We start from the raw sequence: 23,756 nt of genomic DNA on the forward strand, positions 1-23,756 counted from the left end.
CTCACCTCCGCCTAACCATTACCACCGCGAGGCCGGCCACAAGTAGCCCTGCAAGAAGGTAGATGAAGACTCTACCGTGGCTGTTTCCACCCCCCAATAGGTGGAACCCACTCGAACCGCTAATGCTGACTGCTACCTTGTCCTGAAAGACCTGCGCATTCCCCTGATCAACCACAACATTCAGCTCGTATGCATCGTACTCGAGATGATCCGGAACCGCAAACGCTATTGAAACATTCTTTTCAGTGAGCGGGGCAACTGAAATGCTCTGGTTAATTGGGTTGGATAGGAAGCCGCCGGAGACCACGATCGTGTAGTACTGCACGTCGGAACTTGGGTTCTTGAAGTGAATGACGATCGCGCCCTCGCTACCCTTCTGCACGGTGAGGGTCTTCGTCTTGAGGGTGATGGCTGGATTCACTTGGATGGAATATTCTGCAGTCTGGCCGTTCCACTGCAGATCGAGCGTGTAGGAGCCTTCCTTCGGGATTTTTGGCTTGAAAGTGTGCGCCTCATATGGACTAAATGCGTATGAATCACTCCAAACTTCATTGCCCTGACTATCCTTCAGAATTGCAGTAATGAGGTAGCTTTGACCACTACTCTCACTAACAATCAGTTCGTTCTGTCCAACCTGCCATTCTGAAGGCATCTGCACCGAGAACGGGAGCGGCTCAACCTGGTAGGCGACGCTCTTCGTCGTCGTGTAAGTCTTGCTCTGAATAGCATCGTGGCTTTCTACTGCAATCGTGAACCCGTGCTGGCCAACTGCTCCTGCCTTAAACTTAATAGAAACCTGCGTCGGGCCGCTGATGTCGCCGAGGTAGTATTTCCCCGATTCTGGAGAGACTACGGAGCCGTCTTTTTCAACTGATACAAGGTTCTGGAGACCTGAAATGCTCAGGTAAGTGTTGTGGGTCGCGTCGGTAGTGATTGGTGAGAGAGTAAAAGTGAGCGTATAGATGGTGTTCTCAGGAATGCTGATGTTTGTAGGGAAGTTTTCAAGCGTGAAAGCCGCGCTGGAGGGATACATCTGAACAGAAAGAGAAGTGTCCCCCTGAACGTCAATCGTCTTAGTAACGCTCCAGTAACCGTTTTTCTCAAAAGTGAGCGTATGCGTGCCCTTTGTGAGCTCCAAAGTTCCCCCATCGTCCACCGTGCCCAAAACCGTGCCATCCGTGTCCTTCACCGTTACACCCGAAAGGCTCTGACCGCTTAGAGCGTCCTTAAGCGAGAACTGAACGTTATCAGTATAAGGGATAACGTCCAGCTGATTAGTTACTGTGAAACCAGATTTTGATACTACCGTATCCCCATTTCCAAAAATAACTATTGTTGCTGCCCCTCCAGTATATTTAGAGTTCCAGTAATCATAAATCTTCAAAGCAATACCAACATGAACCCCCGTCCTCGTTTGTAGTCCTTTATCCTCTGAAACACCGAGATTTGACGTCGCTTTCGAATGGACAGCCGCAACACCGAACCACGTCGAAGCATCAGAGAAGTTATAGACACCCATGTCAGGAATTCCATAGACGCCAACAGCCTCGTCAGAACTATCTGATCTCAAATCAAAGCCCGCAAAGGCGACAGTCGTAGCATTAGAAAGCTGAACCTCCCCGATGAAAGTATTAGACCCAATCCAGTTCGCACCCTTCACAACACCATAAGCGTATATTTTTGTAACACCACTTAAGCCGTTTATGTAATACTCTGTTGACGAAAGCGTATAAGTAATGTTCAGCTGCGTCTTAACGTCATTTATTGCTTTCTCGAACTGCATTTTATTTGTCCTGTCGTAAACAAATAGTGCGTAAAGGTCTGAAAGTGTCGATACACTAAACACATAGTCGATATAATCCTGACCAGGCTCAACCTGAACCGATAGCGTCGAACCAGAAGGTAACCAGATGTTGCTATCCTGAACCGACGTCGCCGAGATATTCACCGTATCCAAATAGTATTCCCTCACTATGAACTGATACCCCGAACTAGTATCTGCCCTAACCGAGCCCGTCCCTACCGTCAAGAGCGAGCCGAGCACTATCAACGCCAGCAAAACGCCTAGCTTTCTCAAGTTCTCACCCCCTAACTCCATAGTCAACCCCAATTCCACCGATCAGAGCCAGCAGAAGCGCGAGGTTCTGAACAGAGTTCTTGAGCGCGTTGAGAAGAGCCGTGCCGTTCGCCTGATAGAGCGCCGCCAAGAAGGCCAGGAGCATCATGTCGTAGAGTAGCACGCGCCAGCCGCTCGTGAAGGGCTCGATAATGACCAGCGCCCTGTTCCCCTTGTTCGTGACTGCCCAATGCATTATCACACCGCCGACCGCTCCGATAGCTAATGCTTCCTTCGTCATCACTGGCCACGCGATCTTGAACCAGAAAGCCGCGATCAGCAGAAAGAGGGCCAGCTGCAGAGCACTCTTCGACTTCATGTCGCCGTCACCCTTCGCGCTTTTGTCATGCGAACCTGCTTCAAACGTGCGAGCTCGGCCTGCTTCTGCTGCAGAATCCGTACCGTCTTCGCCTTCTCCTTCTGTAGTCCGCTCAGCATTTCAGAGAGTTGCGAGTTGTACCGCTTCCAGAACTCAACTTCCCGCTCAAGCTTCTCAAGAGCGTCCATACTACCGCCTCCAGAGGACTTTGCCGATTGAAAAAGCCTGATTAGAGTGGAGGAGGGCCCGGAGGGCCTAAAAATGAGAGTATGCTTCTGATATATAAGAATCCTCGAAACTGAAATGAGAAAGAGCGTAGAAGCAGATGAGAAAAATTCGCAAAGGTCAGATTTTAGTGTCCCGATAGAGTTTTCTGATTGCAAGTCTAACAACTGCCGACTTGTTTTTCAACCCCAATGACGCGGAGAGCTCCTCAATCATCCTGTGCGTCTCATCATCAATTGAGAAACCCCACACGTACGAGCCAGTTTCATTTAGTTTCCCCCGGGCCATCCTCCATTCACCTCCTTCATCTTTTCAGGACTTTTTCATATTTCGAGGCCCACTTTCGAGCCTCCCACCATGTGGCAAACATGTCATACGCCAGCGCAGAGAGCACTACCACGAATACTCCACCAAAAGCAAGCCAGATAAGCTGAATTGGGTTCATCCCTCACCCTCCAAAACCTTCTTCAGGTCGTCAACAACCGCAGAATACCACTCATCGGCCAGAATCTCCAGATTGAGGTAATGTTTTTCCAGAACTCCGCGCTCAGCCCTGCCCTGGATGAAGTTGATGACTTCAAACGGGCAGCCTTGTCTTGCCAGGAACGTCGCGAACCATTCCCTTACTGCTGCAGCCGAGAACTTGACGCTCTTCTCTGTTTCCCTAATTGAGCGAAGTTTGACCCGGAGCCTGTTCTTTACATGCTCATAGTCAAGAGGAAGTTGTTCAAGCTCAGAAAGGGCAAAGTCGCGCGGCAGGTATGCGTAGAAGGCTTTCTTTTGGCCCTTCTGGCGGTGTAAGGGGTATTTCGCGATGTTTGGGTGCTCTTCTGGAAGGATCAGCTTCTCCCGGTCAAACTCATTGAAGAGCTCGACCACTGCTTTTAATCTTAGACCAGAGAAAACCAGAGCTTTGTAGATTGTTGCCAGAACAGGATCTTTCTGCTCGTAATACTCTAAAGCGGCCCTTATTTGCTCATTTGAAACATTTACCTTCCGTGGCTTGACTGGCTTCGTCCAGATGATCTCTTTTAGATCAAGATGCTGCTCGCGTGTTATCAGTCCCCTGCTTTTGAGAAAGTTCACAAAACTCCTGAGAGCCTTTGTGATGTGCCTCTTATATTCTATTGATATTAGTGCTTCTTGGAGGTCCTCATAACTCTGAATCATATATGCCTTGAAAAACTTCTCAAGGGTGGCGGGGTAACGGCGCTTCGTTTCCTCTGTGGCAACTCTGAGGGAGAGCCATTTTTTATATGCCTCTTTATGTTGAGACCAAAACGCATTTAACGGCATTTGGGGGGAGGACTGTAGCTTTCGAGCCCGCGCCCCGGGTTCAAATCCCGGCCGGGGCACCAAACAGCCCTTTCTGACGAAAGCGCTGGCGGAATGTGATTAACTGTTCAAACTGGCTTATTTTCAAATTGAATATCCATTTGGATTCGCCCCATTTTTATAGTATTAACAGCAAAAATCAGCGTTCGCTATTGTTCGAGCATCTTAACGGAGGGCAGGAGTAGGTGATGGTGCCTTTTATCAGGGTTCTACTCTATAAATTGCGGTTTCATGAGTGCCTGCTCCTCTTAGTGTGTTCAAGGCGGTGAAGCAAACTGCAAACTGCCTAGCTGAAAAATCTTTTTAACCATCCATCCAACTCCATTCGATGCTCGCCGTAAAAGTCCCCAAGCGTGAAGCAGAGAGGATGAGAAGAAAGCTCCTCGAACTCGGCGTCCTGGCTAAAGGGTACTCTCCAAAACGCGAAGGCGATTTTGTATTCTTCCCCGTCACAGGGCCAGTAGAGGGGTTCGAACTCGTCGAGGCCGAGTTCAAGGAGACTGGGATAAGGCCCCACAGCTACCGCGAGGTCGTGAAAGTTCCAGATGAGCTGAGGCCGCTTCTCCCGAGTTCATTTGACATCATCGGCGACATCGCAATAATCGAACTCCCCGAAGAGCTCATGGAGTATGGAAACGCCATCGGGGAGGCTATCCTCAAAGTCCACCGCCACATAAAGGCGGTCTTCGCAAAGGGGAGCAGTGTCTCCGGGGAATATCGGGTGAGGGAGCTGATCCATCTGACTGGTGAGAGGAGAACGGAAACACTCCACCGCGAGAACGGGATAAGGCTGAGGCTCGACGTCGCAAGGGTTTACTACACGCCGAGGCTCGCCACTGAGAGGATGAGGGTCTTCGAGAAGACCCGGCCGGGAGAGGTAGTCTTTGACATGTTCGCGGGAGTCGGCCCCTACTCAATCCTCCTTGCCAAAAAGGCAAAGCTCGTCTTTGCCTGCGACATAAACCCCTGGGCGATAAAGTACCTTGAGGAGAACAGGAGGCTCAACAAAGCTTTCAACGTCATCCCCATCCTCGGCGATGTGCGGAAGATAGTGGGCCAGGTCGAGGCTGATAGAGTGATAATGAACCTCCCCAAGTTCGCGGGTAAGTTTTTGAGGGAGGCCATGGTGAGTGTTAAGTCCGGCGGAACAATCCACTACTACGGCTTCGGCCCGGAGGAAGACCTGTTCTCGGAGCACGAGGCGAAGATAAAGGCCTTCGCGAGGGAGCTGGGCTTTAAAGTGGAGTTCCTCGACGAGAGGAAGGTCCGCCCCTACGCGCCGAGGCAGTTCAACATCGCGATAGATTTTAGGGTTTGGAAGTGAAAGGTTTGTTTTGTGTGGAAAACAAGGTTATAGCGCAGGCGTTTTCCCAATAAGACACCAAAAATGTTAGAAAAGGAAAGGCATCACTTCCCCGCTATCTTCACGTTCTCAAACTTTATGTGCGGTGTTATTATCGTGTTCATGAAGGGCATTACAGTCTGCTCCTTTGAGACCTCGCTCGCCTGCTGGAGAAGTTCGTAGACGTTGCCGGCTATGAGGAAGACGCTCGACCCCTTAACTTCACCGTCCTCTATGAGGAACGCGGGGTTAGCGGTTACCGCGAAGTTTCCGTTGTCCTGGTTGCTTGAGTGTGCACCCTGGAGGCCATCCACGAGGTAGCCCCTGTCTATCTCTGATATAATGTCTTCCAGTGGGCGCTTCCCCTTCTCTATCACTGTGCTGTGGAAGCCTATGCTGATTCCGCCGCTCCTTACGTCCCTCTTACCGTTTCCGGTGCTCTCGGTACCGTGAACCTTCGCCCAGTAGTTGTCCCATACGAAGCCCTTGAAGGTTCCAGCATCGATGAGGACGTTCTTTCTGGTGGGAACGCCCTCACCGTCCGCTACCACTGGTTCGAGGGCCAGTGGGTGGAACGGGTCGTCGTAGAGCGTTATGACGTCGCTCGCTATCTTCTCTCCGATCTTCCCTGCCAGGGGCGTCGTCTCCTTAACTAGCCTTTCTCCGCTGAAGGCTGGAAGGAGAGCATAGCTGAAGAGGCCAGCTATGGCCCAGGGGCCGAAGATTAGCGGTACTTCCTCGTTCTTACTCGGCACGACGTTGTAGGCCCACTGGACCCTCTGGGAGGCCCTCTCGACGACTCCTTCAACGTCGAGGTTTAGGTCTCTGCGCGCGTCGAAGTCGAAGATTCCCGGGGTGACGACGCCTCCCTTCCTGCCAACGAATTCCAGGAAGAAGAACGCCGCCCCGCCCTCCTGAAAAACGTCTATTCCGTGGGAGTTGAGAATCCTCCTCTCCTCCCAGCTTACACCGCCTTCTCCACCTGCAACGACGAGGTTCTCGTCCTTCTCGCGGGCGAGCTTCATGCCGCGGACAAGCATCTCGACGAGGGCATTCGGTGAGGCTTCCCTGAGCTCGTAGTTCGGCTTTGGTTTTTCTCTGTACTTGCCCGGTTCTGGGAGGGAGACCCACTTCTCGTCGGGTGAGTTGAGCTTCGCCATCTTTGCCGCCTGTTCTATGGCCCCTTTCACCTTCTCCGGCTCGTCACTGTCGACAATAGCCAACCCAAGGCGCCTGTCCTTAATCCCGCGGATTACCGTTACTGCGCCGCTCCTCGTTGATGCTATAGAAATCTCGTTGAGCTCGACGCTCGCCGAAACGTCCCTTGAGCGGTAGACCGCTATCTCAAGCTCGTCGAAAAACTTCTCGCCGAAGCGTATGAGGTTCTCCATCTCCACCACCTCACCCGATGATTATTCCTCCGTCGAAGCGCATGTGCGGGCCGCCGGAGCTTACGAAGGCCGTCTGTCCCTTGCCGCAGAAGCCGACCTCAAGGCCGAAGTCCTTGCCGACCGCTGAAATCTTCTTGAGGGCCTCGATGGCGACTCCAGTAATTGAGGTGTCCCTTATCGGCTCGGCGATCTCACCGTCCCTGATGACGTAGCCCTCCTGCACTCCGACCTGGAAGGCGCTGTTAAGCTGTGCCTGTCCTCCTCTGAAGTCAACGACGTAGTAGCCGAACTTGACATCCTCAATCAGCTCTTCAAATGAGTGGTCACCTGGCTCGAAGAGCGTGTTTCTCATTCTGATTATCGGAGGATAGCGGTAGCTTTCCGCTCTGGCGTGTCCGTTTGGTTCTATATCCCACCTGGCCGCGTACTCGCGGTTTAGCATTATCTGCCTGAGAATCCCGTTCTCGATGATGTGGATATCTTTGACGGGGACGCCCTCGTCATCATAGCGATCGTTTCCAAAGCCGCCGTCAACGTACCTCTCGCTCATTGTGACATACTCTGGGGCTATCTGCTTGCCGATTAAGTCCTTGAAGGGTGAGTTTATCGTGAGGTCCGCCTCAGCGAGGTGCCCCAAGGCCTCGTGCGCTATAATCCCGACCACTATCGGGCCAGCGACGATGGGGAACTCGCCGCGCTTTGGAGCCACACCTTTGAGCTGGCTCCACATCTTCCTTTTCAGCCTCTCGGCGACCTTCTCGTTTGGCTCCCTCTCGGTCATCAGCTCCCAGCCGTAGTCCACTGCTCCAATGCTGTCCCTAGCCATGGCGAGCTTGCCGTCGGCCTTGCCCGTCACATATGTCCCTTGATAGAGGTAGTTGTAGTCCCACTCTATTCTGGTCCCCTCGTTGGTGAGGAGGAGCTTTTTACCACCGCCGTCCTCGTAGCGTACCTGGACGCTCTTTACGGCCTCGTCTTCCTTGAGGAGCTTCTCCAGCTCGCGGAGGTGGTTCACTTTCTCCTCGATGTCAACTTCCCTCGGTTTGACCTTCATCTTGCTCTTGACGAAGTCTTCCACCGGCTTTATCTCGGTCAGCTCTATCTTCTCCTTCTTGGTCTGTGCCGCTGCCTTTGCCAGCTTGTAGGCCTCCTCGATCTTCCTCTCAAGGTTTGTGAGATCGCTGGTCGAGGCAAATCCCCATGCTCCGTCCGCCAGAACCCTTATGGCAACGCCTCCCTGGAGCTTGCCGGTAAAGCTCGTAAAAACGCCGTCCTTAAGGCCGAGCGTTGTCTTCTTCAAGTCTTCATAGCGGAGCTCTATGTAGTCCGCCTTGAGGTTTTTCTCAGCCCACCGAAGGGCCCTTTCAAGTTCTTCCATGGCCATCACCGTTGACATTTGTCCAGGATATGTTCCCCCTGGGATATAAAAGTCTTTTGAGACAAATTGAACATTTCGATGAAGGTCGAAAGAAGATCGAGCTTCCTATTACTAGAATTGTGTATAATCTAATTAAAACTTTATCATTCCCACTTTATTTCAAGCAAAAATGTTACATATGATGAGCGAGAATAGTATAATGCAAAAACCCTGTTGGGGGGGTCAATGAGGAAGCGTGCACTGCTGGCCGTATTTGTAGCCCTCCCTATGGTGGGAGCGTATGGTGCCTACGTGATCAGCTACCCTAGGTATCCCGAGGTCAAGGGCTGTGTGAATCCTTTTGCAGTTACAAAGTCAGTGGGCAGAGTTCAGGAAAAACTGGTCAGAGCTTCATACCTTCTTTAAACTTGTGGCCACAAAAGACTTCTGGAAGCTGTCTAAGCCATGGCAGGTGGATTACAGTGCATGTAGCTGGGGTTCATATTGCAGTGGATGGACTCCTGGCCCGTGAGGGTGATAAAAATGAACACGTGGGCTGGAGTAATTATAGTCCTGGGCATTTCCTTTCTCATCTATTTCTATTTTAAAACACAGATAAGTACACCTAAAGCAGGGCTGATAGCCATCACAACATATATCCTCCTTGGACTGGCCATGGTGGTCATCGGATGGAACATCAGCCCCTGGGCAATACCTCCTTCCCGGTCTCGTGGTGGCTTTTTTGGACGTCCTCCAGCTCATACAGCACTCTTAGCGATCTTTTTGTCTCCCCGCTTCAAAATTCCATTGAAAGCTTCGAATTGAGGTGAAACCGGAGAATTAAGAGGAGAAATAAAGGAGACAAAACTCGGGATGCTGTGAGTCATCTAATTCCTCTCCTCCGGTTCCAGACTGCGGCCACTGCCAGCGTCATAACCAGGATCGCTGCAGGCCCGCAGATACCCTTGTGACTCTCGGTTTCTGTCGTTTTGGGAGAGATGTAAGTGTAATCCGGTGCTATGTCCAGCGAAGCCGCGAAGATTTTAGGCTTGGTAGTCTTTACGCTTCTTGAGATAGGACTTTCATAAAACGTGGTAGTGTACTCGCAGGTGGAGTTGTCATAATGTATCTTCGTCATGTCGGAGACGCTTTTGATGGGGCCGTTCTGGAGCATGTTCTCTGGGCACCTCTCAGCGTAGATGTCCCCCAGTGTTGTCTCGTTCAGAGAAAGTGCCGGTTCTTTTGCTTTCTCGCGGATGATGTTCAGGATCTTCTCAAGGGATTCAGAGTTGGAAATGTCCACCTTGACTTTTGGACCCAGGAGACCGTACGAGTTTGCCGTAAAGCCCTTCAGATTAATTTTCTCTGTGTTGAATGTTAGATAGGTGCCGTTCACGCTGAACTTCTCTTTAAGCTGGTACTTTGACATGGTGAATGAGAGAATCGAAGTCAGGTATCCCCCTTTGAGCAGTCTGCCGTCCTTGTCCAACAGGAGGAACGTCACACCGATGTATTCATTTGAGGGAGTTCCTTTCCGGAGGAGGAGAATCCTCCCATCCTTCGTTGTTTTGATGGCGTCAAAGGGCTTTTTAAGCTCCAGTGCCCAAGTTGCCACCCCATCGGGGTTCAGAGCCACCAGATGAGACGGAGTAAGGACGAGTATTCTTCCCTCGGATGATGCAACGTCCGTTATTTCTTCTCCACCGATGGATTTGGTCCATGTTATTGAGGGACTTCCCTTGAGGTTTAAAGCGGCTACACCATAACCTTTGACGCCCAATATCAGTGAATTGTCAGCGAGAGCAGCCCCCGAAATGACCGCATCGGAAGCCTCCCGCGGTAACAGGTGGCTCTTGTTCAGGAGGATTCTGAACGTACTACCGTTAGCGTTGACGTACTCGATCTCCCGCAGCAGAGACATGTCGCCGGCAGGCGCGGTTACTAGTCCGTGTTCGCCGAAGTACATAATTGTCCTTCCGGAAGTGGTGCCTGTCCACACAACCCGATTTCCGTTGATTAGAGCGTAATGGCCTGAAGACATATCCCCAATTTCGACGTACATCAGTTTTTCGGAGGTCCGGATGTCGGTTATATCACCGTCCCAGGGAAGTTTGCCCTTAAACAGCTTCCATGAACTACCATTGTTCTCTGCTATTATGAGATAATCCCCTGAACAGGGGGTGCTTAATTTGGCCACCTGCAGCGGCTTCCCGTCGGTCCCGTTGAGTGTGTATAACTCCTCCACATTGGGGAGATAAATTAAGTCCCCTGTTGATTCCCCAATATGGGTGAGGATGCTGCCCCCTGCTGAAAAAACGGGGAAGGGTTTTCCATTGTATGAACCTGGATACGCAGAGGTAACCTTACTCGCGTCCATTTTAGGCTCTATGTAGATGCCGTTATCGAACTTTCCATCTGGGGAAATCCTAAAATGAATGACCTTGGGCGTTTCCCAAATGGTGTCCCTGCCAACGAGAACTGCCCCAACCGTGTATCCGTCTCCGTCTTTCTTGATGTAAGCAGGTAAAACCAGCGGGTTCAGAGCCAGCCTTATCGTTTCATTGCCACTGGAGGCTCCCCCTAGGAGCTGTTGTGAAATGAGGGGGTTCCCCGTGTAGTCCATCCCATACGTCGAGGAATTGAAGAGCGATTTGAATACCATCGCCAGGTCGCTTTTCTCCGCCAGTTCTGCCGCTGATCCTTCAATCGCAGTTATTATGTTGTACTCCCTCCCCATATCAACAGAACCATCTGGACCCACAATGAGGAGGGCTGGGACGGTTGTACTTCCCATGTCATACTTTATGCTCACTTCATCGCTCAATCCCACCATGGCTATGCTCCTTCCATTCCATGCAGCCGCTGTCACAATGAAGTGGGGATATTCCACAGTGTGAATGGGACTTCCGTTGATTGCAGTCTCAACTAGGAAGGTACTCATACTGCCGTGGTTTACTGTTCCAATCAGAAGGTAGACCTTCAGCGAAGGGGACACCAGAACCCTGGTGCTGGCTATCGAAACGTTAACTGGAAGGATGTATTCATCGGACTTTAATATGGAGCCCGTGCCGTTGACTAGGAGGAGGATTATGGAGTTGGCGGAACTCTCGGCTATGTATAGATCGTCACCGCTTGGATAAACGTCCCGGATACTTCCTCCCGAGTACTTGATAGACCACTTTACCTTCCCCGTGAAGGGGTTTATGTCCATCACAGTACCGTCTTCTCCAAGTAGGAGAAGGGTTTTCCCCCAGGGCACGACCCTCTCAGCCTCAAAGGGGTACCTGAAAATGGTGCGGATTCCTCCACTCTCGTTGAGGGTCAAAACAATGGCTTCTTTCAACCCGTTTACCGCGACTATAACCGGGTGGTTATCCAGCTGTCCTGCCCAGACAACGTTTCTAACGTACCATGTTTGGATAGGGGGTTCAGATTTCACGGGGGATGCCCCCGCTGGCACCGAAACCACCAGAACCGCGGTTATTATGACTAAAAGTGCACTCTTCCATTGATGCGACATGTTACCACCTCCAATCATATATAAGGACATACCGTATATTATAATCTTTTCGCTGTGATGGGAGCGTGAGATACTCTCTGGGCTCTAACCTCGCAACGTTTTTATCTGCATGTTCGGAATATTCACTATGAAAGCCGAAATCAAAAACCTCATTGACCGCGGGACTTACCGAAAGCTCCCGCTCTTTGAGGGTGAACTGCCTGAGGGGAGCTACGCCCAGATTGTCGAGGTCAAGCCGGGCCAGACCGTCAGAAAACACTATCACGAGCGCCAGTACGAGCTGTTCTACATAATGGGCGGTGAGGCAAAGCTGGGGATAGGGGAGACTGAATACCTGGCAAAGCCCGGAGACATCTTCCTCGTCAAGCCGAAGACCGTCCACTGGGTGGTTAACGAGAAGGACGAGCCTTTCAGGCTGTTCGTCATTAAACTGAACTACTACGGTGATGACTCCGTCTGGCTCGAGGAGTAACCCGGTATTTCTATTCTTACCGGTTTTCATTGGGACAAAAAGGAAAAGGGATTCACAGCCTTCCGGCCAGGTAGAGGCCGAGGCTGTGCTTCAGGGCTTCCTTCTTGTCGTTGTCGAGGAGGGTCTCAACGGCGCTGATGATGACAGGAACCTCGTGGTAGGGTGTGTGGGCCGGTGGAACCTCCCTGCCGAGGTCGAGGAGAGTGTAAACTCCTATCATGGCCGACTTGACCGAGTACTCAACGGTGAAGACGCACTCTCCAGGTATCTCGACGTACTGCCCCATCAGGGCGAGGTTGGCGTAGTTCTCAGGGACAACCGGCGGCCTGTCACCGGGTTTCCTAGGCATGAAGTGGGCGGTGATGTAGGGCATCATGGCAGTCCTGACGTTTATGACGCTCTCAAGGAGCTCGTCCTTCTTATCGAGCCAGCCGAGGTGGTAGAGAAGTTCGAGGAATATTTCCTTTCCGGTGGCCTGGCTCATCGGCTTCTTGATGTAGTCGCCCTCCTTGTCCACGAAGAGACCGTAGCCCCAGAGAACGGTTACGTCCTCGGGCTGGTTCCTGAAGTGCGGTTGCCTGAAGGCAACGATGGACATCAGCCACGAGGAGTCCTTGAACGTGACCAGTCCGCCGGTTCCGGTCCTGTTGCCCGTGAACTCCTCCAGCATCCTGAGGAATTTGTCTCCCTTAAAGGTTATCGTGAAGGACTCCCACTTGGTCTTGTCGATGTCGCCGGCGAAGACGTCGGGGTTTCCGAGGGACGGGTCCTTCTCCACCAACTTCTTCCAGAGCCTCCAGCTGTCGCCTTCTCCCCTGTTGAGAACCGGCGGGTGCTCGAAGTCGCCGTAGGTGGAGTTGTCCACCATCGAGCCGAGGGTTATGAAGACGAGGTCCTTCTCGCCGACCTCGATTGCGCCCTCCTGTTGCCCCCTCGTGTAGAGCTTGGTGACGTACTTCCTTCCGTCCCTCTCCTCAATCTCGACATCGACGACGGTGGTGTCCATGATGAAGTTAACACCGCGCTCCTTGAGCCAATTCTGTATCGGGAGGATTATCGAGTCGTACTGGTTGTAGGGAGTCCTCTTAACCCCTTCTATCCTGTTGAGGCCCTTGACGAGATGCATGAAGCGGAGCATGTAGCGCCTCATCTCGGCGACGCTGTGCCAGGGCTGGAAGGCGAACATCGTAGCCCAGAAGTACCAGAAGTTGGTCTGGAAGAAGTCCTTCGAGAACCACCCCTCTATCGTAACCCCTCCAAGCTTTTCCTCCGGGGTGAGAATGAGCTCGTTGAGCTCGTTCAGGTGCCTCACGCTGAGCTCGTACCTGCTGAAGTCGACCTTCTTGCCCGGGGTGCCGACGAGGCGGCACTTGGAGGAGCCAACGTACTCTTTGTTGAACTCAACAACCTCGTCGAGTATCGTCTTCTCCGGGTCATCGAGGCTGGGGATGCTCCCAAGCAGGTCCCAGGTTGCCTCGTAGTGCTCCTCGAACATCCTGCCGCCTCTTAGCAAATAGCCCTTCTGGGGGTCTCCGGAGCCGTCGAGACAGCCGCCGTTGACCGGAGTCTTCTCTATGATGTTGATGTTCTCTCCGGGCATTCTGGCGTCCCTTATGAGGAAAACCGCCGCAGCCAGTGAGGCTATACCACCGCCGACGAGGTAGACCTTCCTTTCCTCTATATCCGGAACTTTCCTCGGCGTTACCCTCTTGTAGTTCAGCACATTCCTCACCTCAACATGTCGAATAACGACATTATGTTTTCAGTCATAACGAAAACCTTAAAAAGTTTTTCGTGCAAGAATGAAAAAGAGGGGTAAAATGTCAGAGCGCGTCATTGGCATCCTCGGGGGAATGGGGCCGCTGGCGACGGCGGAGCTCTTCAGGCGGATAGTCGAGAAAACCCCCGCAAAGCGTGACCAGGATCATCCGAGGATAATAATCTACAACAACCCGAAGATACCGGACAGGACTGCCTTCATACTCGGAAACGGTCCAGACCCAAGGCCCGAACTTGTGGCCAGTGCGAAAAAACTCGAAAGATGGGGAGTGGACTTCATAATAATGCCCTGCAACACGGCCCACTTCTTCGCCGAGACCATTCAGAAAGCGATAAGGGTTCCACTCGTCAGCATGATAGAGGAGACAGCAGAGGTTGTTAGAGAAACGGGGCTCAGAAAGGTAGGCCTCCTCGCCACTAACGGAACCATAAAGGGGCTCGTCTACCACAGGGCACTCCTGAAACACGGCGTTCAGATAGCAGTGCCCGGTAAAAACGATCAGGCGCAGGTGATGCGGGCAATATACGAAGGGATAAAGGCCGGTAATCTTGAAATGGGGAGGGAACTTCTGCTAAAAGTTGCAAAGAAGCTTGAAATGCGATCAGATGGAATAATAACCGGCTGCACTGAGGTCAGCGTGGCGCTAAAGCAGGAAGATTTGAGCGTTCCCCTCATTGACCCGATGAATGTGATAGCGGAGAAAGCCGTGAAACTGGCCCTCGGATTGGAAGATCTCTGAGAGCTAGAATTTGAGAACTGGAATCAGTTCTTTAAGTGGTTGCATTACAAAAATAGGAAAAGTAACGGGGTATATGTTTGTGTTCACTTCCCTTTTTTTGCCATAAGCATGGCTGCAATCAACGTCGGAAGGAGGAGAAAAGCCGGCCCGCAGATCCCGTGGCTTCCCTCATGTCCGGAGGAGGATACACCCTTGGAGGATGAGGGGGAAGCTGAGTTTGAAGTTGAGCTCTGGGTTCCTTCACTGGGCTTTAAGCTGGAGGTTGTGGAGGGAGTCGTAGGGGTATGCGTTGTAGGGGACGTGATGGGAGATGATGAAGACCTCTGAGGACACAACACACTTACCGATGGGCTGAGGGCCTTAACCTCTGGTTCCACGGGCGCCGAGGCTATTCTAACTTTCATTAGAGGCCCTGCAGGGCCGGTCCACACCACAGGAGAGACCGAGCTCACGGTGAACAGCGGCCTCTTTACGTTTAGGTTGCATCCTTCAAAGTGGAACGTTGTGCCATTGAGCATAATGAACAGCGGGTTGGAGCTTAACAGCTGCCCAAGACCGTTTGTCTTTCCGTTGGTTCCGCCGACAAGGATGACTCTGCCGTCTGGAAGTGTAACCATCCCTCTTATCCAGTCGGAGCCCTTTCCTCCGAAGGTTATCCATCTCTCAACGTTTCCAGCGGAGTCTAGGACGAGCAACCACGCCTGAGCGCTTAGGGATGGAATAGCGTAGGTTATCCCTCCCACGAGGAGCTCTCCAGTAGGAAGGAGCGTTACCGCGTTGGCCCAGTCGTTCTGGGGACTCCCAACCCTCTTTGCCCATAAGAGGTTCCCCTGGAGGTCCGTTCTAATTACAAGGAGGTCAACGTTGTTCTTCACACCTAGAGAGGGGGAAGTCGTGTATCCAACGAGGGTTATTCCCTTTCCATCTACTTCCATATCGTAGAGCTGTTCTGTCCCGTTTCCTCCAAAAGAGCGCTGCCAGATGACGGTTCCGTTGTTGGATATCTCCGCGAGCCACATGTCCTGTGAGTTAGTGGCGGGGGAATGGATCATGCCTGCGACGAAGATTGAGCCATCTGGAAGTGCCTCCAGCTTAACCGGCACCACACTGTAATTGAAGTCAAACATGTAGCCAGAGAGGGGGCTCCCATTGCTAGAGAGCTTGAGGATTATTCCATGCCCTAACTTTGAAGAGGCCGCCAGAAAACCGTCGCCGTATGGGATAACAGAGGTGATTATTTCCGTGTTGTAAGAACGACTCCATAGGACGTTTCCGTCTCCGTCCAGCTCGAATATCCAGCCCCCTCCGAAGTAGGAGCTTCCCCCTGCGGCTAGTATCCGATTTCCATTTATCACCTTCACAGTTGTTAAAAGATCCCTTCCCTGACTCCCGTAGGCCTTAGCCCACACTAGGGAACCTGAACTATTAAACCTGTAAACCACGGCATCAAAGTCACCAAGACCCGTCCCGTTTGAGATTCCGCCTGCGACGATGAAGTCTCCAGAGTCAACGCTCATCAGCGAGGTCATGCCATTTTGTTTGATCTCCTCAATAACTATACCTGATGCGGAAACAAACTGAGCCATGAGAACTAAGGCCACGATGAAAATGCCGGTTTTAGCGCCCATCACGTTTTCCACCGGAGGGATGTAGAGGGCTTAGAATAAAAGCTTTCTGATGGCTCTGAAATTTTAAGTCAAGTCAAAAGTAAAGAAAGAGAAATAATTCACTTCTTCTTTCTTAGGAGGAGGGGTATGATGGCGAGGCCGACGATGGCCGCCGGACCGCAAATGCTCGTTCCCTTCCTGCTGCTTGAAGACGGAGTAGTACTCGACTGTGAGCTGGTAGTCGGCTGTGAAGTAGTAGTCATACTGTTGCTGGTAGTTATTGAACTGCTTGAAGAGCTAGTGGTTGTAGTAGTGGTTGAGCTGCTTGAGGAGCTGGTAGTAGTCGTGGTTGTGGTCGTTGTAGGGGAACTCGAAGAAGTAGTTGTCTCCGGCTTGGTGAGCGGGATCATGCGGACGGTGGCGAGCTTGTCGTTGTTGGCATCGTAGCTCTTGAGCTGTTCCTCCTGAGTCGGCTTGAACCAGGTCGGAACGAGGAGATCCATGACGCGCGGGGCGACTCCAGCGATAACCGCGTTGGGATCAGCACCACCAATAACCCACTGTGACGCGTTAACACCAACAGCCCTCCACTGATCAACACCGTACCCATCCTGTGAACCAACAAGAACTGCTATCCTGGTGGTGTTAACGTTGAGGTCGCCGATGTACTTGGCCGGAACGATGACGTTTATGGTATTGTTAGCAGTGAAAACGTTGAGGTCGTCAAGGACTGTGCCGTTTGGGAGGACGAGGTACTTGCCCCAGCCGAAGACTCTGAAGGCAAGGTTCCATGGGTGGTTCGGGTCAAGCTGGACGTTGCTTCCCGGACCGTTAGCGGCGAGCTTGATGGCAGAAGTGTTCCCGCCCTTCTTGAAGTCGAGGTACGCTTCTATGATCTGAAGGCTGAAACCGTTTGGAGCGTTCCACGGGTTGCCACCAAGGTTCTTAAAGTGGAAGCTGAATATATAGACCCCATTTGCCTTGCTGATGTTGACGCCGGTGAGGTCGAAGAGGCCGGTCTGGTTAAATACTGGGTTGGTTGGGTAAGTGTAAGTTCCTGGCCCGTGATCGTCACCAACTGGGTCGCTGATGTGAGCTATCTCCTTGGGGACACCGTACTGAGCAACCATCGCGGCCCAGTGGAGAATATTGTTAACAAACTGTGGACCGTCGAGCTTAACACCGTGGTAGAGCGGGCTCCAAGTCGGCTCGTAGTCACCGTAGGGGCTCCCACCACTCACAATGAGAACACTCTGCTTACCATTGCCAAGCGGGATTATCTGGGCTGCGAGGAGGGTGAATACTCCAGTGTCACCGGCGAGATAAGCGTTGGCAGGTGAATCGTTGTTCTCGACGATAGTACCGTTCTCGCTGGTAACAACGATCCTGTAAGTGAGCGGGGGTTTTGAGGTCGCGTTGAGAGCGTGCCAGTTACCTTTGTCATCCACCCAGGCGACAACGCCAGGACGATAGTAGAGAACCTTTCCGCCGTTCTGGAAGTCTTGGATTATAACTCCTGCAAAGGGCGTGTTAGGGTCGGGGTTGACGTGGCCAACAACACGATAGCCGGCTCCGGCGTTGCTGCTCGGGTCTTCAACTGAACAGGGGTCAATCCTGAGGTTTCCATAACCGAGATGGTCGAGAACACTGTCAGCAACGTCTTGGGCCTGGACCCCGCTTCCGTAGTCACTGCCGGCTGCAACCCAGAGAACTTTGTCGCCTTGAGCGAACCAGTTTGCGATAGCCTGGAGTTCGTCCGGGCTGAATGAACTGTTTGGCTGTCCCAGGATGAGGATGTCCACGTTTTTAAGAGCGTCTGCTGTTATGGTGTCGCCGAGGTACTCGATGCTGCCGTTGCTTTCATTAACGAGGCTGCTGTCGGTGCCGAAGTATGCCCACTTCATGTCCCCAACTCCCTGGACTATGGGAGGGGCGAGAATTTTAGTCGTGTTGTTCACCGTAAGTGTCGAGGGGTCGATTAAATACTTGGCGTTCTCACCGTGGGTTATATCTACTGCCACAGTAGTTGCGCTGGCCATGGCGAATCCAAAAACTCCAAACAAAACAAACAGGGTGATTACTGCTGCAATCCTCTTCATGGTATCACCGGGAGGAAGTATCTCCCTAAGGTTATAAATATCTTGTGAAGCCTCCATGTCTAAATCGAAAAGGCCATCTAAGGATTCCCCTTCGATAAAATATGGGAAAATACGGCTTACTCTTGGCCTTATGGAATATTTGGGGTTCGGGAAGAACCTACCTGCGCGCTACAAAAGAATGCCTCGGATTTTTTCAAAATCCACCCTCGACGTCATGTCGATGTTTATCGGCGTTACGCTAACTTTTCTCTCCACTTTGAGGGCGTGAGCGTCGGTTCCCGGCTCAAACTTCTCCACGAGCCTCCCCACAATCCAGTAGTAGGGATTGCCCTTGGGGTCTATCCTCTCCTCGACGGTGGGGTTGTAGCGCTTTCTGGCGAGCCTCGTTATAGCGATGGGCGTTTGGGGCGTTGCATCGCTCGGCACGTTCACGTTGAGCATGTCCACCCCCTCCGGAAGGCCTTTTCTAAGGACGGCCTCCGCAATCCTCCGCAGGAAGATGGAAGAAACCCCAAAATCCACGCCCGAGCCGTCCCCGAGGGTCTTCTTCCACTCGACTTCAAGGCTCATCGCGATGCTGGGAATCCCATGGGTGGCTGCCTCTATTGCGGCAGAGGCAGTCCCTGAAACGGTTATCTCGGTGCTGAGGTTCTCACCGAGGTTTATCCCACTAACAGCCAAATCAAACTTCCCAAAGCGCGCTATAGCGAAGATGACGCAGTCCGTCGGGGTGCCGTCTATCCCGTAGGCAACCCTTGCCTCCGGCACATCAACGCGCTTGGCCCTTATCGGCCTGTGGAGCGTCATGGCCCTCCCGCTCGCGCTCCTCTGAAAGAGTGGAGCAACGACGTAGACTTCCCCGGGCTTACTAAGCGCTTTAACCGCCGCTCTAATCCCGTTGGAGTAAATCCCGTCATCGTTGGTGAGGAGTATTCTCATTTTTAATCCCTCACAACCCTGACTTCAAGCTTCTCAAAGTCTCCGTCAAAGGTATAAACCTCGTAGATACCAGCTTCCTTCATCTTCACATAAGCCAGGGCGTCGTTTATTCCGAGACTCTTTTCCTCTGCCACAAGGGTTGCTTTCAGATAATCAGAGGTCGACACGTTCAGTACTTTGATGTTCTCCGCAGTCAGTATGCCCATCAGTATCTCAACTGCTTTTTTCTTTCCGGCCATGCTCTCGATTACGTTGGCCACCTCACTGAGGTGAACGACCGTGGTAACGACCTTTTCTCCTTCGCTGATTCTCCCGAGTATCCCCTTTGCACTCTCTTTGATGGCCCTGACGTTCTCCGATGGTTCCTTTCTGGGCCGGAGGAACGCGTATATGAAAACGTTGGCGTCTATGAACCTCACTTCGACCACAGCTCCCTCTTAAGTTCCTCCCACTCATCCAGCTCTTCGACATCGATGCTGTCAAAGAACTTAGTGAGATTAACCTTTTTCCTCGGCAGGAGTTCAATCCGGTCCCCAAGGTCAACTATGATTACCTCCTCCCCCATCTTCTCTCTCAGTTCCTTTGGGAGGAGAAGCCTCCCCTGAGAATCCAGCCGCTTCACCAGAACTTCCATGTTCTCACCATTTTTCCGTTGGTTCACCATATATAAATAGGTTCCGCCATAGCTCACCTTTAAAAACCCTAACCCCCAGCGGGCTTCAGGTGAGAAAATGACATACTGGACGAGCGAGGACAACGTTGCCGGAAAAACCGGAACGGCCCTTTTCATAATCCTGCCCACGATAGGCTGCTACCGTTTCCGCGTCGGTGAGCCGTGCTACATGTGCGCCTATCCAACAGCCGCGCCGAAGGTGAAGTGGAGCCAGGAGGCGATAGTGGACTACGTGAGGGATGCCCTCAAGAAAATCGAAGGTAAGAAGGGTCCCTTCGCGGTGAGGATGTTCACCTCGGGCTCATTCCTCGACAACGGCGAGCTCAAACCTGAAACAAGGAGGAAAATCTTCGGACTCCTCGCGGAGCTGGATGAAGTTGAGGAGATAGTAATAGAGAGCAGGAGCGAGCTGGTGAGATATGAAGCGGTTAAAGAGCTCGCCGAGATAGTCCCTGACAAGCACTTTGAGGTGGCCATCGGCCTTGAGACGGCGAGCGATGATATAGCCGACGTCTCTATAAACAAAGGGAACACCTTCTCTGAATTTGTGAGGGCTGCAGAAATAACCCACAAAGTGGGCGCCAAGGTCAAGACTTACCTCCTCCTCAAGCCGATTTTCTTGAGCGAACGCGATGGCATTGAGGACGCCGAGGATAGCATAATCAAGGCTGAACCGTACACAGATACGTTCTCAATCAACATAACCGACATCCAGAAGGGGACACTCTACGAGAGGCTCTGGGAAAAGAGGGAATACCGGCCGCCGTGGCTCTGGAGTGCGGTTGAAGTCCTCATCTGGGCGAAGAGGAAGTTCCCCCACAAGAGAATCCTGAGCGATCCCGTCGGCGCTGGTTCGAGGAGGGGCCCTCACAACTGCCTCACCGACTACGACAGGTCCATTGGAAGGGCAATAAAGAAGTTTTCAGCGACGCAGGACTTAAGTCACCTGGAGAACCTAAAACCTGAGTGTCGCGAACGCTGGAGCTACATAGTAGAAAACGGCCTTCTTGACTGGCAGCTGATTACGTGGTGAATTTTTTCACAGATTTTTCGCTATTTCTTTGAGTACTCTTTTCAAGGGCAAAGTTTGCGAGCTGCTCTTTATAACCAAACGCCTTTAAGGCGCATCAGTACGCAACATGAGTCCCTTCCCAAGCAGTAGTCAGTCATAAAACTAGAACAGATTGGAGAGAAGACGCTCCAGTTGGCACATCTAACACGCACCGTGGAATAATTGAGCATATACTACCCATATCACCACCAGTCCCGGTAGAAATCCCCCAAAGGCGAGGCTTGTCTTCTCCCCCATATTCTTTCCAAGGGCGATCCCACTACTCAAGGACACAAGCATGAGGAGAATGAGATTAATGGAGAAATCGGAAATAAAAACCGGTGCTATGATCACGCTCAATAGTGAAAACAACATGGAAAGGCCAAGATTTCTAAGGGATAAATCCCGGTGAAAAATATACAAAGCTAAGAGTACGAGCGCGGGAAGAAGAACCAGAAGAACAAAAATTGGAGAGGGCAAATACTCCCTCCAGCAGACGTAGGGCCTTCCGGCGGGGCCGCCAGTCCAGTTCTCAAAATGAACTATTCTGCCTTTAATGTAGTATCCTCCATGATTTTTAAAGAGGGGTATTAATTCCCACACAAAAGCAAAAATAGGAATGATGATTCTTTGAAGTTTCATCCGGCTCACCTTCTATTAACCTCCAAAAGCGTTTATCATTTTTGAAATGTCCTCTCTGCTTCCCTTTGCCAGCAGGAGATAGATGTTACCCTCGTCCTCAAGTCCTAGTACAAGCAGGGCATTCTTATCCCCTTCAAAGATGGCCCCCTCCTGGAGCTTCCTAACCTGGGTGTACCCCGCTTCCTTAAGAGAGTCCGAGTATTCCTTCAGGTATTTCTCCGGGCTTTTCGGATACTTAAGGTGAAAGGCCTCGGCTATTTTGGACTCTTCAGGGGTTTTCCCATACTCAACTCTTGAGATTATAATGGATGTCTCCTTGGGATATACGTAGAGTGCCAGGTAAACCCTCCCCGAAAGGGTTACGTTCGAAGGGGAAGTTCCCGGCAGAACAAAACCTGTCCAGTTCTCTGAAAAGCCCTCCAGTGCCCTGAAGTAGCACTTCGGCCTTTTTTCAGTCCAGTTTAAGGGCCTGAAGTTGAAGAAGCCAGCTAATATATGCTCTGGACTGCCGTTTACAACTTCATCAATGGCTACTCCCTCAAACCGGGCCTTGGGAGGATAGCCGGGTCCAATTACGAGCGGAGGTTTAACACCGCTCGCATTCACGGGCACCTTGGAGAAGCATTCATCGTTTCTACTACCTATCTCAGCCGCGATGATACCACCGATCAAGATCAAGAAAAGAATTAAAAGGGAAAAATGATAACTCTTTCTAGTCATTGTATTATCCCCCCGTATTACTTCTCACGTATAAAGACAAACCATGCTTCCTCCCAATTTTTATCTGCTATGTAGTGATCTTCACTGTCCCAGGTGTCATGAATTTCCCAGTAAAATGCACCAGCATATCCAACATAACCAACTACAGTAACTGCATGATTCCCATAATCTTGGGAGCGATCTAATGCAGAGCTACCATTAATCATCAATAGTAAAAGGGGATAGTCATTGTTAATATCAGATATTGCATCATAGAATCCAATTGAACGACTTTCCAGCCAAGCATTATAGTCATTTCTGACGAAGTTGTTGAGTGCTATCAAGTTTGAAACATGCTGGTACTCTTCATAGAGATCTTCTATACCAGGGGCTACATTGAAAATCTGAGTGCCTCCATTTTCATCTGTTTTCATAGTATGGTGAATAATATCAATCAAGGCCTCTCTGTTCCAGGGATCCTGGAGCTGGGGCTCATAGTAAGCTATCACCATTGAAGCAGCTATCGGTGCACATCCATCCCACCAAGACCAAGGATCCCCGTTGGGACCTACGTTGTAGGGATATACAGTTGGGTAGCTTCCTGGATCTGTTGTAGTCCAAGTTGGTACATTTGGAATATGTTTCTCTACATAAGTATACATGGGGTGTATATCACCTTTTGTCTCTGCAGATGAGATGTACGGTTTGTGCCAAAACTCTAATTTGACGGCTTTTGGAACTGAAATTGATCTACCATGAATATTTAGAGTTTTTCCGTTTCCAAGTTCCACGCTGTAGCTTAATCCACCATAATACAGCAACCTGTGCTGTTTTGTTGAAAATCCTTGAATTCTGGCTGAACCGAGTCTTCCCAGTCTTTTGCTTGGCGCTTCTCCCTTCCCAAACTCAAGAACGGGAGGCATGTACCTCTGTGCCGCTACGAGTATAAAGCCATCAGGTTTTCCCTTCACAAGCACAGTAAATTCATAGGCGCTCCTTGTCCCGTTTGGGAAGTAGTACATCACAGGCTGGGAAAGCTTTGCATCTTTCCAGTCCCTGAAATCCGGTATGTTTGCATACGCCCATTGTAAGTGCTTTTGAGCCACGAGCATTGCCTCATTGGGAGTTACAAAACTGGCTTCACTTTTTGCATAGGTTGTATTGGTAACTCCCACGAGCCCACTTAAAATTAAAACTATAATAAACAACCCTACGTAGTTTCTTAATCGTGTCACTATAAATCACCTTAAGTAATAAAGCGTAAATGCTTATAAAATTTTCTATTTTCATGAACTTAGTAACCATCCGTGATGCTCCACGACCTAGAATATGGGAGGGCTAGCGGGATGTTAAACGTGGGTTGGATCTTTTTGTTGGGAGAATTGAATTCTGGCCCATTTCTTCCATCTTTTTCACAGGGTGTATAAACCCAATCACCACTTCTTTAATG

Annotated in this window: 23 protein-coding genes; 6 read left to right on the top strand and 17 right to left on the bottom strand. The window is 51.2% G+C overall.

Annotated features, from left to right (window positions below):
• Nucleotide 1 precedes the first annotated feature (1 nt).
• From E3E29_RS11745 to E3E29_RS02585, 5 genes are all read right to left on the bottom strand, one after another.
• Entirely contained in the window at nucleotides 2-2,077 is a 2,076-nt protein-coding gene (locus E3E29_RS11745) for a hypothetical protein (RefSeq protein ID WP_240922731.1), read from the bottom strand.
• Between the two features lie 4 nt (nucleotides 2,078-2,081).
• Entirely contained in the window at nucleotides 2,082-2,357 is a 276-nt protein-coding gene (locus E3E29_RS02570) for a hypothetical protein (protein ID WP_240922732.1), read from the bottom strand.
• Between the two features lie 74 nt (nucleotides 2,358-2,431).
• Nucleotides 2,432-2,623, bottom strand: a complete 192-nt coding sequence (locus tag E3E29_RS02575) for a hypothetical protein (RefSeq protein ID WP_167909354.1) — start codon at nucleotides 2,621-2,623, stop codon at nucleotides 2,432-2,434.
• 157 nt (nucleotides 2,624-2,780) lie between these two features.
• On the bottom strand, nucleotides 2,781-2,948 hold the full coding sequence (locus E3E29_RS02580; protein ID WP_167909355.1) for a ribbon-helix-helix protein, CopG family: 168 nt from the start codon (nucleotides 2,946-2,948) through the stop codon (nucleotides 2,781-2,783).
• Nucleotides 2,949-3,101: 153 nt separating this feature from the next.
• Complete coding sequence (locus tag E3E29_RS02585) at nucleotides 3,102-4,016, bottom strand: integrase (RefSeq protein WP_167909356.1); 915 nt, start codon at nucleotides 4,014-4,016, stop codon at nucleotides 3,102-3,104.
• Nucleotides 4,017-4,323: 307 nt separating this feature from the next.
• On the opposite strand from E3E29_RS02585, the gene E3E29_RS02590 reads away from it, so the two are divergent.
• A complete protein-coding gene (locus tag E3E29_RS02590; RefSeq protein ID WP_167909357.1) occupies nucleotides 4,324-5,319 on the top strand; it encodes a class I SAM-dependent methyltransferase family protein in 996 nt (331 codons plus the stop codon).
• An 83-nt stretch (nucleotides 5,320-5,402) separates the two neighbouring features.
• On the opposite strand, the gene E3E29_RS02595 is transcribed toward E3E29_RS02590, so the two are convergent.
• Nucleotides 5,403-6,728 carry a TldD/PmbA family protein gene (locus E3E29_RS02595; protein ID WP_167909358.1) on the bottom strand — a complete coding sequence of 442 codons (1,326 nt, stop codon included), beginning with the start codon at nucleotides 6,726-6,728 and terminating at the stop codon, nucleotides 5,403-5,405.
• 10 nt (nucleotides 6,729-6,738) lie between these two features.
• The gene (locus E3E29_RS02600; RefSeq protein WP_167909829.1) at nucleotides 6,739-8,106 is read right to left on the bottom strand and encodes a TldD/PmbA family protein; all 1,368 of its coding nucleotides are present in this window, start codon (nucleotides 8,104-8,106) and stop codon (nucleotides 6,739-6,741) included.
• 225 nt (nucleotides 8,107-8,331) lie between these two features.
• On the opposite strand from E3E29_RS02600, the gene E3E29_RS02605 reads away from it, so the two are divergent.
• Entirely contained in the window at nucleotides 8,332-8,511 is a 180-nt protein-coding gene (locus E3E29_RS02605; RefSeq protein ID WP_167909359.1) for a hypothetical protein, read from the top strand.
• A gap of 78 nt (nucleotides 8,512-8,589) precedes the next feature.
• Nucleotides 8,590-8,910, top strand: a complete 321-nt coding sequence (locus tag E3E29_RS02610) for a hypothetical protein (protein ID WP_167909360.1) — start codon at nucleotides 8,590-8,592, stop codon at nucleotides 8,908-8,910.
• 58 nt (nucleotides 8,911-8,968) lie between these two features.
• On the opposite strand, the gene E3E29_RS02615 is transcribed toward E3E29_RS02610, so the two are convergent.
• On the bottom strand, nucleotides 8,969-11,605 hold the full coding sequence (locus E3E29_RS02615; RefSeq protein WP_167909361.1) for a hypothetical protein: 2,637 nt from the start codon (nucleotides 11,603-11,605) through the stop codon (nucleotides 8,969-8,971).
• A 127-nt stretch (nucleotides 11,606-11,732) separates the two neighbouring features.
• Here E3E29_RS02615 and E3E29_RS02620 point away from each other — a divergent pair, with 127 nt between their 5' ends.
• Nucleotides 11,733-12,077 carry a cupin domain-containing protein gene (locus tag E3E29_RS02620; RefSeq protein WP_167909362.1) on the top strand — a complete coding sequence of 115 codons (345 nt, stop codon included), beginning with the start codon at nucleotides 11,733-11,735 and terminating at the stop codon, nucleotides 12,075-12,077.
• 52 nt (nucleotides 12,078-12,129) lie between these two features.
• Here the strand turns inward: E3E29_RS02620 and E3E29_RS02625 are convergent, their stop codons facing one another.
• The gene (locus tag E3E29_RS02625; RefSeq protein ID WP_167909363.1) at nucleotides 12,130-13,800 is read right to left on the bottom strand and encodes an oleate hydratase; all 1,671 of its coding nucleotides are present in this window, start codon (nucleotides 13,798-13,800) and stop codon (nucleotides 12,130-12,132) included.
• Nucleotides 13,801-13,897: 97 nt separating this feature from the next.
• Between E3E29_RS02625 and E3E29_RS02630 the strand changes: the two genes are divergently transcribed.
• Nucleotides 13,898-14,596 carry an aspartate racemase gene (locus E3E29_RS02630; RefSeq protein ID WP_167909830.1) on the top strand — a complete coding sequence of 233 codons (699 nt, stop codon included), beginning with the start codon at nucleotides 13,898-13,900 and terminating at the stop codon, nucleotides 14,594-14,596.
• Between the two features lie 83 nt (nucleotides 14,597-14,679).
• Here E3E29_RS02630 and E3E29_RS02635 read toward each other — a convergent pair whose 3' ends face one another.
• The 5 genes from E3E29_RS02635 to E3E29_RS02655 form a co-directional block, all read right to left on the bottom strand.
• On the bottom strand, nucleotides 14,680-16,236 hold the full coding sequence (locus E3E29_RS02635) for a PQQ-like beta-propeller repeat protein (RefSeq protein ID WP_167909364.1): 1,557 nt from the start codon (nucleotides 16,234-16,236) through the stop codon (nucleotides 14,680-14,682).
• An 86-nt stretch (nucleotides 16,237-16,322) separates the two neighbouring features.
• Nucleotides 16,323-18,302, bottom strand: coding sequence for a glucodextranase DOMON-like domain-containing protein (locus E3E29_RS02640; protein ID WP_167909365.1), 1,980 nt, complete (start codon nucleotides 18,300-18,302; stop codon nucleotides 16,323-16,325).
• A 168-nt stretch (nucleotides 18,303-18,470) separates the two neighbouring features.
• A complete protein-coding gene (surE, locus tag E3E29_RS02645) occupies nucleotides 18,471-19,241 on the bottom strand; it encodes a 5'/3'-nucleotidase SurE (protein WP_167909366.1) in 771 nt (256 codons plus the stop codon).
• A 2-nt stretch (nucleotides 19,242-19,243) separates the two neighbouring features.
• Nucleotides 19,244-19,660 carry a type II toxin-antitoxin system VapC family toxin gene (locus E3E29_RS02650; protein WP_167909831.1) on the bottom strand — a complete coding sequence of 139 codons (417 nt, stop codon included), beginning with the start codon at nucleotides 19,658-19,660 and terminating at the stop codon, nucleotides 19,244-19,246.
• Nucleotides 19,657-19,875, bottom strand: a complete 219-nt coding sequence (locus E3E29_RS02655) for a division/cell wall cluster transcriptional repressor MraZ (protein WP_167909367.1) — start codon at nucleotides 19,873-19,875, stop codon at nucleotides 19,657-19,659. Before E3E29_RS02655 ends, E3E29_RS02650 begins: the two co-directional genes overlap by 4 nt.
• Nucleotides 19,876-19,972: 97 nt before the next feature.
• Here E3E29_RS02655 and E3E29_RS02660 point away from each other — a divergent pair, with 97 nt between their 5' ends.
• Nucleotides 19,973-20,947, top strand: coding sequence for an archaeosine biosynthesis radical SAM protein RaSEA (locus E3E29_RS02660; protein ID WP_167909368.1), 975 nt, complete (start codon nucleotides 19,973-19,975; stop codon nucleotides 20,945-20,947).
• A 180-nt stretch (nucleotides 20,948-21,127) separates the two neighbouring features.
• Here the strand turns inward: E3E29_RS02660 and E3E29_RS02665 are convergent, their stop codons facing one another.
• The 3 genes from E3E29_RS02665 to E3E29_RS12025 are packed head-to-tail and all read right to left on the bottom strand — an operon-like array spanning nucleotide 21,128 to nucleotide 23,541.
• On the bottom strand, nucleotides 21,128-21,616 hold the full coding sequence (locus tag E3E29_RS02665) for a hypothetical protein (RefSeq protein WP_167909369.1): 489 nt from the start codon (nucleotides 21,614-21,616) through the stop codon (nucleotides 21,128-21,130).
• Between the two features lie 6 nt (nucleotides 21,617-21,622).
• Entirely contained in the window at nucleotides 21,623-22,327 is a 705-nt protein-coding gene (locus E3E29_RS02670; RefSeq protein WP_167909370.1) for a hypothetical protein, read from the bottom strand.
• A gap of 17 nt (nucleotides 22,328-22,344) precedes the next feature.
• Nucleotides 22,345-23,541 (bottom strand): C39 family peptidase, encoded by a 1,197-nt coding sequence (locus E3E29_RS12025; RefSeq protein WP_167909371.1) that lies wholly within the window; start codon nucleotides 23,539-23,541, stop codon nucleotides 22,345-22,347.
• Nucleotides 23,542-23,756: the final 215 nt, after the last annotated feature.

Origin of the sequence: Thermococcus sp. Bubb.Bath (assembly GCF_012027595.1) — an archaeon.
In the GTDB taxonomy this organism is placed as follows: Archaea; Methanobacteriota_B; Thermococci; order Thermococcales; family Thermococcaceae; genus Thermococcus.